This is a genomic window from Actinomyces sp. oral taxon 169, from assembly GCF_013394715.1.
GTDB lineage: Bacteria > Actinomycetota > Actinomycetes > Actinomycetales > Actinomycetaceae > Actinomyces.
In genome coordinates, this window is the sequence record NZ_CP058259.1 from 1,822,256 (window position 1) to 1,837,435 (window position 15,180).

The 15,180-nt window shown below is 70.1% G+C and carries 10 protein-coding genes; 1 reads left to right on the forward strand and 9 read right to left on the reverse strand.

Going from position 1 to position 15,180, the window contains the following annotated elements:
- Positions 1 to 31: 31 nt before the first annotated feature.
- Positions 32 to 2,362, forward strand: coding sequence for an ATP-dependent DNA helicase RecQ (locus tag HW274_RS07855; protein ID WP_075253363.1), 2,331 nt, complete (start codon positions 32 to 34; stop codon positions 2,360 to 2,362).
- Between the two features lie 49 nt (positions 2,363 to 2,411).
- On the opposite strand, the gene HW274_RS07860 is transcribed toward HW274_RS07855, so the two are convergent.
- From HW274_RS07860 to HW274_RS07900, 9 genes are all read right to left on the reverse strand, one after another.
- Positions 2,412 to 3,905 carry a Tat pathway signal sequence gene (locus HW274_RS07860; protein WP_185988527.1) on the reverse strand — a complete coding sequence of 498 codons (1,494 nt, stop codon included), beginning with the start codon at positions 3,903 to 3,905 and terminating at the stop codon, positions 2,412 to 2,414.
- 94 nt (positions 3,906 to 3,999) lie between these two features.
- Entirely contained in the window at positions 4,000 to 5,955 is a 1,956-nt protein-coding gene (locus HW274_RS07865) for a DUF2334 domain-containing protein (RefSeq protein ID WP_185988528.1), read from the reverse strand.
- The gene (gene wecB / locus HW274_RS07870) at positions 5,952 to 7,154 is read right to left on the reverse strand and encodes a non-hydrolyzing UDP-N-acetylglucosamine 2-epimerase (protein WP_075253412.1); all 1,203 of its coding nucleotides are present in this window, start codon (positions 7,152 to 7,154) and stop codon (positions 5,952 to 5,954) included. The genes HW274_RS07865 and wecB overlap by 4 nt, the downstream gene beginning before the upstream one ends.
- 84 nt (positions 7,155 to 7,238) lie before the next feature.
- Positions 7,239 to 7,952: a hypothetical protein gene (locus HW274_RS07875; RefSeq protein ID WP_081376150.1), complete on the reverse strand. Its 714-nt coding sequence runs from the start codon at positions 7,950 to 7,952 to the stop codon at positions 7,239 to 7,241.
- Entirely contained in the window at positions 7,949 to 9,520 is a 1,572-nt protein-coding gene (locus HW274_RS07880; RefSeq protein WP_185988529.1) for a glycosyltransferase family 2 protein, read from the reverse strand. The genes HW274_RS07875 and HW274_RS07880 overlap by 4 nt, the downstream gene beginning before the upstream one ends.
- Complete coding sequence (locus HW274_RS07885; protein WP_256692392.1) at positions 9,520 to 9,768, reverse strand: hypothetical protein; 249 nt, start codon at positions 9,766 to 9,768, stop codon at positions 9,520 to 9,522. The genes HW274_RS07880 and HW274_RS07885 overlap by 1 nt, the downstream gene beginning before the upstream one ends.
- A gap of 380 nt (positions 9,769 to 10,148) precedes the next feature.
- Positions 10,149 to 11,489 carry a histidinol dehydrogenase gene (gene hisD / locus HW274_RS07890; protein ID WP_075253358.1) on the reverse strand — a complete coding sequence of 447 codons (1,341 nt, stop codon included), beginning with the start codon at positions 11,487 to 11,489 and terminating at the stop codon, positions 10,149 to 10,151.
- Between the two features lie 93 nt (positions 11,490 to 11,582).
- A complete protein-coding gene (gene metE, locus HW274_RS07895) occupies positions 11,583 to 13,970 on the reverse strand; it encodes a 5-methyltetrahydropteroyltriglutamate--homocysteine S-methyltransferase (RefSeq protein ID WP_081376149.1) in 2,388 nt (795 codons plus the stop codon).
- Positions 13,967 to 15,178, reverse strand: a complete 1,212-nt coding sequence (locus HW274_RS07900) for a methylenetetrahydrofolate reductase (RefSeq protein ID WP_185988530.1) — start codon at positions 15,176 to 15,178, stop codon at positions 13,967 to 13,969. Before HW274_RS07900 ends, metE begins: the two co-directional genes overlap by 4 nt.
- Positions 15,179 to 15,180: the final 2 nt, after the last annotated feature.

The window sequence follows — 15,180 nt, forward strand, 5'->3', positions numbered from 1 at the left end:
CCACCTTGATCGTCCACGCTACCGTGGTTCCGTGACGATCACAGGCCCCCAGGATCCCAAGGACGCTGAGCGTTCCGTGCGCCCCGATCGACTCGACTCGCCCGTGCGTGAGCGGGCCGAGGCCGTCCTGCGCGAGCTCGTGGGCCGCAGCGACGCGCGCCTGCGTGAGGACCAGTGGCGGGCGATCGAGGCACTGGTCATCGCACGCCGCCGAGCCCTGGTGGTCCAGCGCACCGGGTGGGGGAAGTCGGCGGTGTACTTCGTGGCGACGGTCCTGCTGCGAGAGGGCTGGGGAGGCTGGAGCCCGGGCACCCCACTGCCATCCCCCGGTGCGCGCACCGGTACCGGGGCGAGCGTCATCGTCTCGCCGCTGCTGGCCCTCATGCGCGACCAAGTGGCCGCCGCCGAGCGCGCCGGGATCCGGGCCGTGACCATGAACTCGGCCAATGTCACCCAGTGGGAGGAGATTCAGGCTCAGGTGGCCGCTGGTGAGGTCGATGTCCTGCTGGTCTCCCCGGAGCGCCTCAACAACCCGGTCTTCCGCGATGAGCTCCTCCCCCACCTGGCTGCGAGCGCCGCACTGGTGGTCATCGACGAGGCCCACTGCATCTCGGACTGGGGCCACGACTTCCGCCCTGACTACCGGCGCATCGCCACCCTGCTGGCGGGACTGCCGCCGCGCACCCCGGTCCTGGCCACGACGGCGACCGCGAACCGCCGGGTCAGTGCCGACGTCGCCGAGCAGCTGGGGGCATCCCTGGAGTCGGGTGGGGCGGGCGGCGAGCAGGTCCTGGTGCTGCGAGGGACCCTGGAGCGCGGCTCGCTCCACCTGGGGGTCAGGATGCTGCCGGATGCCGCCTCACGCCTGGCCTGGCTGACCGCCTATATCCGCTGCGCTCACGGCAGCGGCATCATCTACTGCCTGACGGTCTCGGCGGCGCAGGAGGTTGCCGAGCACCTGCGTGCGGCGGGCGCGGAGGTGGCCGCCTACACGGGGCAGACCGACGCCGCCGAGCGCGAGCGCCTGGAGGAGGATCTCAAGGCCAACCGGGTCAGGGCGCTGGTGGCCACCTCCGCTCTGGGCATGGGCTTCGACAAGCCGGATCTGGCCTTCGTGGTGCACCTGGGGGCTCCTTCCTCGCCGGTGAGCTACTACCAGCAGGTGGGGCGCGCCGGCCGCGGAGTGGAGCGGGCCGAGGTGGTCCTGCTGCCCGGGCAGGAGGACCGGGCCATCTGGGAGTGGTTCGGCTCGCAGGGCTTCCCGCCCGAAGAGCAGGTTCGCATCGTCCTGGACACCCTGGAGGAGCGCAGGGCTGCGGGTGGCGGGGCGATCTCGACGGCGGCGCTGGAGACGGCGACCTCGTTGCGGCGCAGTCGGCTGGAGTCCATGCTCAAGGTCCTCGACGTCGACGGCGCCGTGCGCCGGGTTCGTGGCGGCTGGGAGTCCACTGGCCGCCCCTGGTCCTATGACGCCCAGCGCTATGCGCGAGTGGAGGCAGCGCGCCGGGCCGAGCAGGAGGCGATGGTCGCCTATGAGCGCCTCGGGACCGGTTCCGGCTCTGGGCGGACAACCATGTCATGCCGGATGTCCTTTCTGAGGTCGGAGCTCGATGATCCCTTGCTTGAGCCGGGATGGCGCTGCGGAGCCTGCGACCTGTGCGGAGGCCTGGACCTGCCTGACGCCCCTGACCGGGAGCAGGTCGGTGCCGCCCGAGCTGCGCTCGGGCGGGTGGGAGTCGAGCTGCGGGCACGCCGCCAGTGGCCCACCGGGATGGATCGGCTGGGCCTGGGCCGTTTCAAGGGTCGCATCGGGGCCGACCGTCAGGCGGCGACCGGGCTGGCGGTGGGCAGGCTGGATGGGTTGGGGACCTCAGCAGTGCTGCGCGAGCTGGTGGCCTGCGCCTCCGACGGCGAGGTCCCGGCGGCGCTCAGGCCACAGGTGCTCGAGGTGGTGGACCGGCTTGCTGAGATCATCCGCGACGAGCAGAAGGCCGCCGGCTCTGACGGGCCGGGCAGAGAACTGGCCGTCGTCGTCGTGGACTCCCGCACCCGCCCCCGCATGGTCCGCCAGCTGGGGCACGCCGCGGCCGCACGGCTGGGCGCACGGGCCTTGGGCGTCGTGGGTCTGTCCGGTCAGGAACCACCGCAGCACGATGTGGGCTCTGCGTTTCGCCTGGCGCAGGTGGCCCGCAGCCTGACGCTCCAGGGCTGGTCGGCCCAGGCCCTTGACGAGCTGCGCGAGCGCACCGTGGTCCTCGTGGACGACTGGAGCGACTCCGGCTGGACGCTGACGACAGCCGCCTTCCTCCTGCGCGAGGCGGGAGCGGCGGCGGTCCACCCCTTCGTACTGGCGCAGAGGTAGGTACCGGTGGGCACAGCCTGAGCAGGTATCGCCCACCGGCACCGGCGTCCTAGAAACCCGTGGAGACGGCGGCCAGCGCGGGAGCCACCTGGCCTCCCGGGGTTCCGACCTGATCCTCGAGGTAGTACCACCAGAAGGGGGCTCCCCAGGCGTCGGAGCGCCCCAGTGCCGCGCCGGTGACGTGCTCGGCGACGGCGGTACGGGCCGCCACGGGGTCGGAGGCCGAGCCGAACCACCAAGGACCGGCGTCGAGGTCCGCTCCCCCGTACCCGAGCTCAGTCACGGCGATCCGGGAGGAGGAGAAGGCGGCCTCCAGGGTGCTGAGAACCCGGTCGGCGGCTGTTCCCAGCGGATGGAGCTGAGGGTAGACGGACAGTCCCACGACGTCGATCAGCTCCCTGATCGATGCGGGGAGCTCCCTGACTGCATAGCTGAACAGGGAGTAGGTCGGATCCGCCTGCCCGAGCTGGTAGTAGAGGGTGAGCACCGTCGTGGCGCTGGTGCGCTCACGCACGGCCTTGGCCGCTCGCTGGGCCTTGGCCACCGGCCCGGTGCCCAGCCAGTCCCCACCGATCTCGTTGCCGATCTCCCAGGCGTCGACGTTGGGAAGCGCCTTGATGAGGGTGTCGACCCGCGTGTCCCAGGCGGAGTCGGTCAGGGCGGCCAGATCGTGGGAGTCGCAGATCTGGACCAGGGCCTGGCCGCCCTGCGCGTGCAGGGCCTCCACCGTGTTGCGCCAACCGGTCATTTCCTCGGCGTCATTGGGGTCGCCGATGACGAGACGGGCCGAGACCTTGCGCTTGCCGCCTCCCGGTCCGCTGGGGGCCAGCGCGGCGGCGATCTCGGCGGAGGTCGGCACCCGGGTGAAGGTCACCCCGATCACGGCGTCCTGCGGCGCCTGAGCGGACAGCGCCCGGTCCAGGGAGAGCTGGGCCCCGGCGGCCGACTCCAGGGCGGAGTTCGCCAGGCGGCCCCGCTCCGTCCAGGACTGGGCCTTGGCACAGGCATCCAGGGACTGCTGGGCGGAGGCCCGCAGCTTTTCCGCCTCGTCAGCGCCCTTGAAGCCCTTCGCGGTGGCCTGCGCGAGACGCTCGGCCTGCCTCCCGTGGAGGGTCCGGGCCGCCAGCTCCAGGAGATCGTGCTCCCCGGAGGCCGGCAGATCCGCCATGAGTGCCGAGTACCCGTGGCTGGTCGGCCACGACAGGGTCAGTGTGCACTCACGTCCGGCAGGAACATCGATGCCGATGGCACCGCCCTCATCCTGGTAGAGGGGACCGACGGCGATGACCTCCAGGGTCTTGGCGTCCAGCAGCGCGTCGTCATAGCCGACCTCGCCCTTGCCGTTGGACTGAATGCGTCGCAGCGCCTCGAGGTTGAGGGCACTGCCCTGAGCATCACTGACGTGAAGGCTCACATGAGTGGTCGCCCCGTCCCCCATGGCCGTCGGAGTCACGTTCGCGTGCCCGCAGGAGGACACTGACGCTCCCAGAATCCCGGTGCCCAGGAGCGCCAGTGCCCTTCTGCGGTTGGTCTCGATTGTCATGAAAGCAGTATCCCAGTCTTCTGAAAGCGATTTCGACCGAACGGTCCCTTCTCCGCGATTCGGAGACGGCTGAGTCTCACAGCCTGCGCTGCGGTCATCTCAGCTCCGAGGCCGGCACGAAGGTGTACCCCTCGGCCTTGATACCGGCGACGATCTTCTTCAGCTCGGCCAGCGGGTAGTAGGGGTGGAAGAAGAAGCTGGCGGTGGCGTGAGTGTTGACCAGGTTGAGCTTGGCCGCGTCGATGACCTCCTGAGCCAGGCGCGGCGGGTGCTGGTTGATCTCGTTGGGCTCGAAGTTGCCCAGGTTCTCGGGCAGGACGTGGGTCCCGTAGGGGTCGTTGACCGCGTAGGGGAAGAACTGCCCGTAGTAGTCGTGGGGACCGGCCTGGGTGTCGGTCAGGGTGCCGGCGTAGAGGAGCTCGCGCTCGTAGCGCACCGGGTAGTGCTCGCCGATGCCGTAGTAGGCCTCACGGGTGGCCGAGTAGTGCGGGGTCTCGAAGATCTCCGGAGTCGGCAGGCCGACCTCGCCGAAGATCTGGCGCCCCTGGTCCACTCGCTCGGAAGCCCATTCCTGGGAGGTACCCGGCAGGGTGCCGCCGATCTGCACGAAGGACTTGTCCTCGCAGTCGATGGCTGGGGCCTTGGTGTCATTGGTGGCCGAGCACCACGAGCGGATGAACTCGAAGTCGTCGGCGGAGACGGCGTTGTATGGGTTGTCCAGGGTCCCGAACTGGTGGGTGGTGCCGTGCTGAACGATCGTTCCGCCCTTGTTCACCGCGTCCTGCAGGACCTCCACCAGCTCCGGGGCGTCCTTCAGGGTGAGCTCCTTGGGCGTCCCGTTGTTCTCCGTCCCCTTGGGGTCGATGTACTTGGGCACCACCGCCATCTGGAAGGGCACGTTCTGGCTGTGGAGGTAGTCGACGATCGCCTGCAGCTCCTCGGGGTCGCTGTCCGGGGTCACGTCCTCCAGGCGCACAGCGGCCTGACGGAACTGCTGGGCACCGGGCTGGAGGAAGTCCAGGAGGATGTCAGCGGCTGCGATGTAGCGGTCCTGCTCCCCCAGGTAGGTCAGGGGGATCTCACCGATGAAGGTCATTCCCGAGGAGCTGACCGCCCACGGGAAGGAGGTGGTGCCGGACTGGGCGACGGAGGCGCAGGCGGTGGCCGCGCCGTCGGGCTTGGAGCACTCGGCGCGCCCCAGGACCTTGACGTCCTTGTCCCGGACGATGTGCGGAGCGATGATCCCACCGGAGTTGAGCTCATTGCGCTTCAGGGAGGCGCCGTTGTAGCTGATCGCGGTGACCCGGTCGGTGGAGTCGATGTAGGAGGTGGCCGCGTCCCAGCCGTAGCGCTGGGTGAAGGCGGCGCGGTCGGCGTCGGTCTTGGCCAGCTGCCAGATGTTGAAGCCGGACCACATGACGGGGATGTTGCCGGTCAGGGCGTCATCGATGAAGGCCCGCGGCAGGGGCTCGTCGTAGGTGGAGCCGATGTAGACCACGTTGGTGAAACGACCGGCCAGGCCTGCGACGTAGTCCTTGACCGGGAGGGTCGTCACGGTCCCGGAGTGGCTGGCCAGGGTGCCCATGCTCAGGGCGTAGTACTCCCCCAGCTTGGCGTAGTCACCGGTGGTGTCGAACAGGACCAGGGTCGATGCCGGCCCCGCCTCCTGGTTGGAGAAGCTCACCGCACCGGCAGGAACCTCGGGCGCGTTCTGCTTCAGGTCGCGGATCTGAACCTGTCCTGCGGCGGGCGCGGGCTTGTTGAGATCCACGTCGACCTGCTTGTCGCCCTTAAGGGGGAGCTCCTTCTTGGCTGCGGCCGCCGGCTCGGGCGGAGCCGGAAGCGGGTTCTTGGCCGGGTCGGCGTCATTGGCCTGGGCCCCGCCGGCGGGCTTGGCCGCGGCGGCCTGGACCGCGGCCGGCACTTGCGCGCCGTCAGCGGGTGCGGCCTGAGCGGGGCCCACTGCGGCGATGGAGCTGCCCAGGCACACCGCGATGGCGGCCAGTGCGCAGCGGCGGCGTCGTGCGGTCACAAGGGTCGGGGGGATCATGAACGCTCCTTCGATGAGGTGGGAACCGGTTCAAACTCGGGAAGGGGGACACCGCGGCCGAACAGGGCTGCGGTGGCGGCCAGGATGCGTTTGCACGCGTGTCCGTCGCCGTAGGGGTTGGCGGCCTGGGCCATGGCCGTGTAGGCCGCCTCGTCGGTCAGCAGGGTGGAGACCCTCTCGACGATGCGTTCCTCGTCGGTCCCGACCAGCTCGGCGACCCCGAAGGCAACGGCCTCGGGACGCTCGGTGTTGTCCCGCATGACCAGGACGGGCTTGGACAGCGCGGGCGCCTCCTCCTGGACGCCGCCGGAGTCGGTGAGCACGACGTCGCAGCGGTCGATGAGTGCGCAGAAGGCGCCGTACTCCAGCGGGTCGCACCAGATGACGTTGGCGTGGCCCTCGATCTGGGGCAGGAGGTCCTCGCGAACCTTGGGGTTGCGGTGGACCGGCAGCACGAAGAGCACCTCGGGGTGCTTGTCGGCCAGGCGCGCGACGGCGCGGCCGATGGCCCGCATCGGCTCACCCCAGGACTCGCGGCGGTGGGCGGTGACGAGCACGACTCGCCGGGAGGCGTCCTTCAGTGCTGCGGCCAGCTCCTCGTCCGGTGGCGGGACCCGGCGGTCGACGGCGACCAGGAGCGCGTCGATGACCGTGTTTCCCGTGACGCTGACGGTCTGCGGGTCGGTGTTCTCGCGCAGCAGGTTGTCCCGGCTGGTGGTGGTGGGGCACAGGTGCAGGGCGGTCACCTGGCTGATGAGCCGCCGGTTGGCCTCCTCGGGGAAGGGTGAGGAGATGTCCCCGGTGCGCAGGCCGGCCTCGACGTGGAGGACTGGGACCTCGTGGTAGAAGGCGGCCAGCGCGGCGGCGAAGGCGGAGGTGGTGTCCCCCTGGACGACGACGGCGTCGGGTCGGTGGGCCTCGATGGCCTGCCCCACCCCCTGCAGGCAGCGGTTGGTGATCTGGGTGAGGGTCTGCCCCGGCGAGTGGATGTCGAGGTCGTCGTCGGGAACGATTCCGAAGAACTCGTGCACCTGGTCGAGCATCTCGCGGTGCTGTCCGGTGACGACGACGATCGGATTGAAACGCTCGTCGTCGCGCATGGCAGCCACCAGGGGGGCGAGCTTGATCGCCTCCGGGCGGGTGCCGTAGACGAGCATGACCCTCAGGGGGCCGCCCGTTGGCGTGGAGTCGGTGGTCATGGGGTTCTCCTGGTCGTGTGTCGGGAGTGGGACGAGCTGGGCCTCAGTGGTGGTCGAGTCCGGCGCCGTCATGGCGGGTAGGACCTACTTGTCCTCGGTGATCGGGGTGAAAGTGACGTCGGAGTCCTCGCAGTAGGCCGCCACCTTGCCGGAGCGGTAGGGGGACTGCTTGTCGGTGACGGTTCCGAGCTCCTGCCCGTCCACGGTGATGGTGAAGGTCGCCTCCGAGGGCTTGGTCGTATCAATGGTGACGGTGACGTCGTGGCTCTTCCCGGGTGGGTAGACGGGCGTGTTGCCCGATGACAGGAATCGCTGGTACCCCGGGTAGGCGGTGTCCTGCTTGGAGACTTCCCAGCCGTTGGGCTTGAGGGCCAGGGCGTAGAAGTGGTTGTTGTCGGTGTAGTTCCACAGGAGCCAGGCGACCTCCCAGGCATTGGGCTCGCCGTCCTCTCGCAGCTGCCTGACAGTGGTCATCGTGGTGTGGATGGTCTGGACGCCTCCCGCCTCGATCTCGACCGAGGTGGAAGTGGCCAGACCGGCGTGGGTCGTGTCATGGGAGTCGGCCGACGTCGGTTTGAGGCGCAGCAGGCCCTCGGAGCACGAGGCCTCGCCGTAACCGTCGAAAATGATCTCCCACTGGGAGCAGTCCGGTGCCTCGGTCTCTCGGGCGTGGCAGTACACGGTGACTCCTAGAACCAGTGCCAGGACGCAGACCGTCAGGAGGGCGCGACGCAGGATTCTGCCGCGACGGGAGTCGTCGACGGCTCCGGCGTGCTGAGGTGCGTTGGCAACTGTCATCTCATCTCCTCATTGGTCAGGCTGCTGGATGTCGGACGGGGGCGGCGCACGATCACGGCGGTGGGGTTCAGCACAGGGCGGGCCGGCACGGTCGGGGCGGCCGGGACGGTACTGCCCGGGGCTGCGGCCTGGGGGGCCGCGAGGGGCTGCACCCTCTCCGGCCCGCTGGGTGGGCGCTGCTTGCTCGGTACCGGCGAGCCCATGACTGCCGATCCGTTGGAGACGGTCACCGGCCCACTGGGCGCGCCCTGCGCTCCTTGACCCGGTTCCGCCTCCCGCGCGGTCTTGGCCCACCCGGTGCGTCCGGTCAGCTCCCGGGCGACTGCTCGCCAGCCGTAGAGGCTGGGAAGGAGGCCGTAAAGGACGAACAGGTGTGCGTAGCCCACGGACTTGAACAGGCTCAGGCCCTCACTGCGCTCGATGCGCCAGTAGATCCAGGCGTAGATGAGCGCTGGCCCGAAAGCAATGACATAGGCCCCCACGAGCCAGGCCCATGACTGCTCCCACGTCAGGACCGCGGCCACACCGGCGGTCACCATGGTGATGAGGAAGGACAGGGCCAGCAGGGAGCCGGTCAGGAGCAGGTAGGGCGTGAGGATCTGCCAGAGCGTGTCGGCCCGCCCCAGACCGCGCTGCTCGCGGGCCACGGAGCGCAGCAGGTGCAGCGCCTGGAGGTTTCCCTGGAACCAGCGGGTGCGCTGACGCAGGAGGCGGCGCATGTTGGTCACGCCCTGCTGGTGAACCGAGGCCGCGGGCCAGAACTCGTTGGTCCAGCTGGTGGCGTTGAGTCGGATCCCCAGGTCGAAGTCCTCGGTCAGCGACCGGGTCCAGGGCCGGGGCCCCAGGGCGTCGAGTGCGCTGAGGCGGACGAACTGGGCGTTGCCCCCCATGCCGACGCTGCGGACCCGGCGCCGGCCTCGCTGGAAGACCTCAGTGAAGATGACGAACTCCATGTCCTGCATGCGGGCGAGCAGGGAGCCGAAGCGGTTGTTGATGCGCACCCCCATCTGAACAGCACCGACCTCCTGCGGGGCGAAGGCCTTGCGCACCTCCCCGATGGCGTGGGGGTCGAGCCTGCCGTCGGCGTCCATGACTCCCACGACGACTCGTGAGGAGGACACCCTGGTGCACCGGGAGCGCACGATCGACAGCGCGTCGTTGAGGGCCTCCCCCTTGCCCAGGCGGGCGTGGGGAGGACGACGGCGAACCACCTCGACACGCTCGTCACCGGCCTGGGCGGCCACCTGGGCGGTGTCGTCGTCGGAGCCGTCGTCGATGACCATGATGCGCAGACCGGGGTCCGGGATCGAGGTGAGCCGCCGGACGCTGGCGCCGATGACCGCCGCCTCGTTGAGGCAGGGCATGAGGATGACGACGAGCAGCGGCGCATCCGGATGCGAGGGACCGCCGTGCCGTGGGGCCCCGCGCGAGGCGATGAGCATGAAGAAGGTGTAGCCCAGGGCGACTGCGATCATCCCCAGGGCACCCCACCAACCGATGCGGTCGAGGACTCCCAGGAGGCTCGAGGAATCGAAGCTCATGGGCAGGAACGGGGTCTGGATCCTCATCACGCCCGCAGACTCATCAGGCCGCTGCGCTGCTGCGCGTGACGCCCGACGGTGCGCCTGGAGTACGGGCTCAGGGAGCGGGCCGCGCCATAGAGGTTGGTCAGCAGGAAGAAGGCCAGGATGGCGACGAACACCAGGCCGGCGCAGTCAATGAGGAAACGAGCGACGAGAGCGGGAGGGGAACCTGCCGGGGCGACGTACCACACGACGAACAGTCCGGTTCCGGCGGCGAATGGGGAGTAGTGCATGAGGCCATCCATCTGGATCCAAGGGGTAGGGCCGGCGCCGACCGTCATCACCGCATGCGCGAGCAGGCCCGGTCGGCAACCAACGCCTCGGTGCGGCGCGCCCGGGGATGACGGGATGTGGGAACTCAGCCCGTCGGGCACGGCGCACCGTGCGTCACCACCAAATATAACAATAGAATAACGCATTGCAACACTGTGTTATTCGACCATGCAATAAGCGCCCACTTGGAGGTGGCTCACAAGAGCAGGAAACGGCAGGATTCCGCCAGTTGAACGGCCAACAAATCCGAGCCTCGCTCCGGCGCCGTCCCCTGACGCAGCAGGGGACGGTCACCAGAAGGTCACAGGATGGTCTCAATCGGCCTGCTCAGCAGGCTTTTTCACTGCCTTCGAGCACGGGCCGCCTCCCCGTGGGCGGGCAGATCCTCACAGCTCGCCAGGACCCACAGCGCCGGCGTCATGGACTCCAGGGCGCTCGCGCTGTACTCGATGAGCTGGACCGGTTTGAGGAAGGCCATCACGCTCAGCCCGGCCGCGAACCGGGCGGTCCCACCGGTGGGCAGGACGTGGTTGGAGCCGGCCAGGTAGTCCCCCAGGGGCACCGGGCTGTAGGGGCCGACGAAGATGGCTCCGGCGTTGCGGATCCGACGCGCGACCCCGGGGGCGTCGGAGGTGTGGATCTCCAGGTGCTCGGCCGCGTAGGCGTTGGCGACCTCGATGGCCTGGGCGAGGTCGCGTACGAGGACGGTTCCCGACTGCGGACCCCTCAATGCGGTCGATGCCCGCTCCCGGTGCCGGGTTGTGCTCAGTCTGCGCTCGAGCGCCGCATCGACGGCGTCTGCCAGCTGCGGGGAGTCGGTGATGAGGACGCTGCCGGCATTGGGATCGTGCTCCGCCTGGGAGAGTAGGTCGGCGGCCACGTACTCGGGGTCGGCCCCGGCGTCGGCCAGGACGGCGATCTCGGTGGGCCCCGCCTCGGCATCGATACCGACCGTCCCCATGACGGCTCGCTTGGCGGCGGCCACGTAGACGTTGCCAGGACCCGTGATGACGTCCACGCCCCGGCACAGGACCTCTCCCCCGGCGTCCACGCGGTCGATGTCGTCCTGGGCGTCGGCGCCGTAGGCGAGCATCGCGATGGCCTGGGCGCCGCCGACGGCGTAGACCTCGGTGATCCCCAGCAGCGCGCACGCCGCCAGGATCGTGGGGTGGGGCAGACCCGCGAACTCGGCCTGAGGCGGGCTGGCCAGGGCGATCTGCTCGACGCCGGCGACCTGGGCGGCCACCGCGTTCATCACCACGCTGGAGGGGTAGACCGCCAGCCCTCCGGGAACGTAGAGCCCCACCCGCTCCACGGGGATCCAGCGCTGGGTGACGGTGCCTCCGGGGACCACCTCCGTGGTGCGCTCAGCGGGCACCTGGGCGGTGTGCCCGGCCCGGTTGTGGGCGATGGACAGCTCGAGGGCCTCGCGCACCGAGGGATCCAGGTCGTTAAGCGCCTGGGTGATGGCAGCGGCGGGCACACGCAGGTGAACGGGTCGCACGCCGTCGAATCGCTCGGCGGCGTCACGCAGTGCGGCCGCTCCCCGACGGCGGACGTCCTCGATCAGTGGAGCCACGGCGGCCTGGGCGGCGGTGACGTCAAGGGTGGCCCGGGGCAGGGCCTGTGCCAGCTGGCGTGCGGAGAGTCGGGTACTGCGCAGATCGGTGCGGGTGAGCATGCCCGTAAGCCTACCGGCCATGCACAAGGCGGCCCGGGAGAGCACGTTGTCTCCCGGGCCGCCTCAGGCGCCTGCAGCTGAGTCAGAGGCTCATCAGGCCTCGCGCACGGCGCGCGCGGCACCGACCAGGCTGGTCAGGCTCGCCTCGGTCTCAGCGTAGCCACGGGTCTTGAGACCACAGTCGGGGTTGACCCAGACCTTCTCGGCACCCAGGGCGTCGACGGCCCTCTGGAGCAGCTCGGTGCACTCGGCCTGGCTGGGCACGCGCGGGGAGTGGATGTCCCACACGCCCGGGCCGAGCTGGCGCTCGAAGCCGTGCTCGGCCACCGCGGGCAGGATGTCCATGCGCGAGCGGGAGGCCTCGATGGAGGTCACGTCGGCGTCGAGGTGGTCGACCGCGTCAATGACGACGTCGAACTCCGAGTAGCACAGGTGGGTGTGGATCTGGGTGGCAGGAGCCGCCCCTCCGGTGGCCAGGCGGAAGGAGCCGACGGACCACTCCAGGTAAGCGGGGCGGTCGGCGCGCCGCAGCGGCAGGGTCTCGCGGATGGCGGGCTCGTCGACCTGGATGACGCCGATGCCGGCGGCCTCGAGGTCCGCCACCTCCGCGCGCAGGGCCAGGCCCAGCTGGTCGGCGACCTGGGCGCGCGGGATGTCGTCGCGCACGAAGGACCAGGCCATGATCGTCACCGGGCCGGTGAGCATGCCCTTGAGGGGCTTGTCGGTCAGGGACTGGGCGTAGGCCGACCAGGTCACCGTCATGGGCTCGGGACGGGCGACATCACCCCACAGGATGGAGGGACGGGTGCAGCGCGAGCCGTAGGACTGGACCCAGCCGTGCTCGGTGGTCACGAAGCCGTCGAGCAGCTCGGCGAAGTACTGGACCATGTCGTTGCGCTCGGCCTCGCCGTGGACCAGGACGTCCAGGCCGAGGCGCTCCTGAAGGGCGACGACGCTGGCGATCTCGGCGCGCATGGCGGCGTCGTAGGCGGCGTCGTCGATCTCGCCCTTGCGCCAGGCGGCGCGGGCCTTACGGATCTCGGCGGTCTGCGGGAAGGAGCCGATGGTGGTGGTAGGAAGCTCGGGCAGGCCGAGGCGCTCGTCCTGGGCCGCCTTGCGCTCACCGTAGGGGGCGCGGTTGCGGTCGGCATCCGTGACGGCGGAGACGGCGGCGCGGACCTCGTCGCGGTGCACGCCGGGGTGGGCGGCGCGCTGCTTGTGCAGGTCGGCGTCCTGGGACAGCTCTGCGGCGATGGCGTCCCGCCCCTGCTCCAGGCCCTTGGCCAGGGTGATGACCTCCCCGACCTTCTGGTCGGCGAAGGCCAGCCAGGAGCGGATCTCCGGGTCGATGGCGGTCTCGCGCTCGACGTCGTGGGGCACGTGCTGCAGAGAGGTGGAGGTCGCCACGGTGATGGGGGTGCCCTCGGGAAGGCGCTGACGCAGCTGCTCGAGCACGTCCATGGCCCGATTCAGGTCGGTGCGCCAGATGTTGCGGCCAGAGACGACGCCGGCGACGACGGTCTTGCCCTCCAGGGCGGCCAGGTCGCCGGCCTCGGGCAGCGCGCCGGCCACGAGGTCCAGGCCCACGGCCTCGATCGGGGTCTGAGCGAGCACGGGCAGGGCGTCGCCCAGGGAGCCGTAGGTTCCGGCCACCAGGATCTGGGGGCGCTCCACGATGGCGCCCAGCCAGGTGTAGGCGTCACGCACGGCGTCGAGGACGCGCTGGCGCTCCACGTTCCAGGAGTCGGAGACCAGGGCGGGCTCGTCGAGCTGGACCCAGGTGGCGCCGGCCTCTTGCAGGTCCATGAGGAGGTGGCCGTAGGCGTGCAGGACGTCGCTGAGGCGGTCCAGGGGGTGGAAGTCCTCAGCCGCCTCGTCGGAGGGCTTGGCCATGAGCAGGTAGCTCACCGGTCCCACGACGACGGGGCGGACCTCGGTCCCAGCGGCCTTGGCCTCGCGGACCTGGTCGGCGATGGCGGTGTCGACATAGTCGATGGGGGTGGAGGCGTCGATCTCGGGGACCAGGTAGTGGTAGTTGGAGTCCAGCCACTTGGTCATCTCCATGGCGGGGCGGGCGCCCTCACCACGGGCCAGGGTGAAGTAGCCCTCGACATCGAGGGCGCCGTCGGCGTTCAGCAGGTCGCGGAAACGGGCGGGCGCGGCGCCCAGGGTGGCGGTTACCTGAAGAACCTGGTCGTAGAGGGTGAAGTCCGCCGGCACCGAGGCAGGCTGAGTCAGCCCCAGATCCGTCAGGCGTGAGCGGGTCGCCCCGCGCAGCTCGGCAGCGGCGTGCTTGAGCTCCTCGACGCTCAGGTTCCCCTTCCAGAAGGACTCCACGGCGCGTTTGAGCTCACGGTCCCTTCCGATGCGGGGGTATCCCAGGATGGTGGCCCCCGGCAGGGGGACGGAGGGGACCTGCGACTCGGTCACGGCGATCTCAGCCGGCGAGGCGGGGGCGACCGACTCAGGGGTGGCGCTCATGCATTCTCCTTGGTGATGGTGATGAGGGGCTGAACGGGGTGGTGGGAAGACACTGCTGCGCGGGCAGAGCCACGGCGCAGGAAAGAAGGGCCTCGGCCGGGCGTGGCCTGGAGATATCCGCGATCGACGGTGTCGCGCACCTCCCGATCGGGCGCGGCTCCGGCCAGGATGCCGCCCAGACGCAGGTGGCTGATGACGTCGAGGGCCGGACGGGTGCGGTTGAAGGTGTACAGGTGCAGACCGGGGGCACCGGCGCGCAGCAGCGCGGTGGCCAGGTCGAGCGTCGCGCCGATGCCGCGTTCCACGAGGGTGGCGCCGCTGGCCGATCCCAGCGAGGATCGCAGGCCGGTGGGCACGCGCACCCCGGTGAGCGCCTCGAGGCGGGTGAGGCGACGCAGGTCGGTCAGTGGGATCACGCCGGGAAGGATCGGGATGCTCACGCCCGCGTAGGAGGCCGCGTTGGTCAGCGCCACGTAGTCGGCCGCGTCGTAGAACACCTGGGTGATCGCCATGTCGGCCCCGGCGGCCTGCTTGGCGGCCAGGACCTCAATGGCCTCGATGTGGTCGTTGGTGGCCGGGTATGCGGCCACGGCGATCGTGACGTGGCGCCTGCCGTCACCGAAGAAGTCGGCCTCGACCTCCCGGATGACCCGGACGAGGTCGTCGGCGTGGCGCAGCTCCCCGGCGACGTCCTCGGCTCGGGTACCGGCCGGCGGGTCGCCACGCAGGGCGAGGAAGCGCCGTACTCCCATGCGCAGGAAGCGAGTGACGATGTCGACGGCCTCCTGTTTGCGGTAGCCGATACAGGTCAGGTGAGCCATGAGGGGGATGGTGCTGGAGTCCAGCACGTGGGCGAGCACGCACTCGGAGGGGTTGGTCTGCTCCTGGACCGCGCGCACGCGGGGCGCGGCCTCGTACCGGCCCGCCTCCGGCTCGTGCTCGCTCCCCCGGCGCCCGCCGCCAGTGACCCCGCCGGCTGGGTCGGTGACGAAGGTCGGCCGGTAGGTCACCGAGACGAAGTCGGGCCCGGTGGCCAGGAGCCTGTCAATGCGACCCCAGGTGGCCGAGGCGGCCTTACCCGGTCGAGGGGGGAACAGCTCCAGGCTGACAGTGGGCAGTCGCCGAGCGGTTCCGGTCTCGGCGCTGCTCAATGCCTCACCGCGACTCCCGGCCGCGGCGGTGGGCCCGGTGGGCTCGTTGTCGTGCACGT

What these genes read in the sequence shown, in the direction of transcription:
- HW274_RS07860 (WP_185988527.1), bottom strand. Translation starts at nt 3,905, where the DNA reads ATGACAATCGAGACCAACCGCAGAAGGGCACTGGCGCTCCTGGGCACC.
- HW274_RS07865 (WP_185988528.1), bottom strand. Translation starts at nt 5,955, where the DNA reads ATGATCCCCCCGACCCTTGTGACCGCACGACGCCGCCGCTGCGCACTG.
- wecB (WP_075253412.1), bottom strand. Translation starts at nt 7,154, where the DNA reads ATGACCACCGACTCCACGCCAACGGGCGGCCCCCTGAGGGTCATGCTC.
- HW274_RS07875 (WP_081376150.1), bottom strand. Translation starts at nt 7,952, where the DNA reads ATGACAGTTGCCAACGCACCTCAGCACGCCGGAGCCGTCGACGACTCC.
- HW274_RS07880 (WP_185988529.1), bottom strand. Translation starts at nt 9,520, where the DNA reads ATGAGGATCCAGACCCCGTTCCTGCCCATGAGCTTCGATTCCTCGAGC.
- HW274_RS07885 (WP_256692392.1), bottom strand. Translation starts at nt 9,768, where the DNA reads ATGCACTACTCCCCATTCGCCGCCGGAACCGGACTGTTCGTCGTGTGG.
- hisD (WP_075253358.1), bottom strand. Translation starts at nt 11,489, where the DNA reads ATGCTCACCCGCACCGATCTGCGCAGTACCCGACTCTCCGCACGCCAG.
- metE (WP_081376149.1), bottom strand. Translation starts at nt 13,970, where the DNA reads ATGAGCGCCACCCCTGAGTCGGTCGCCCCCGCCTCGCCGGCTGAGATC.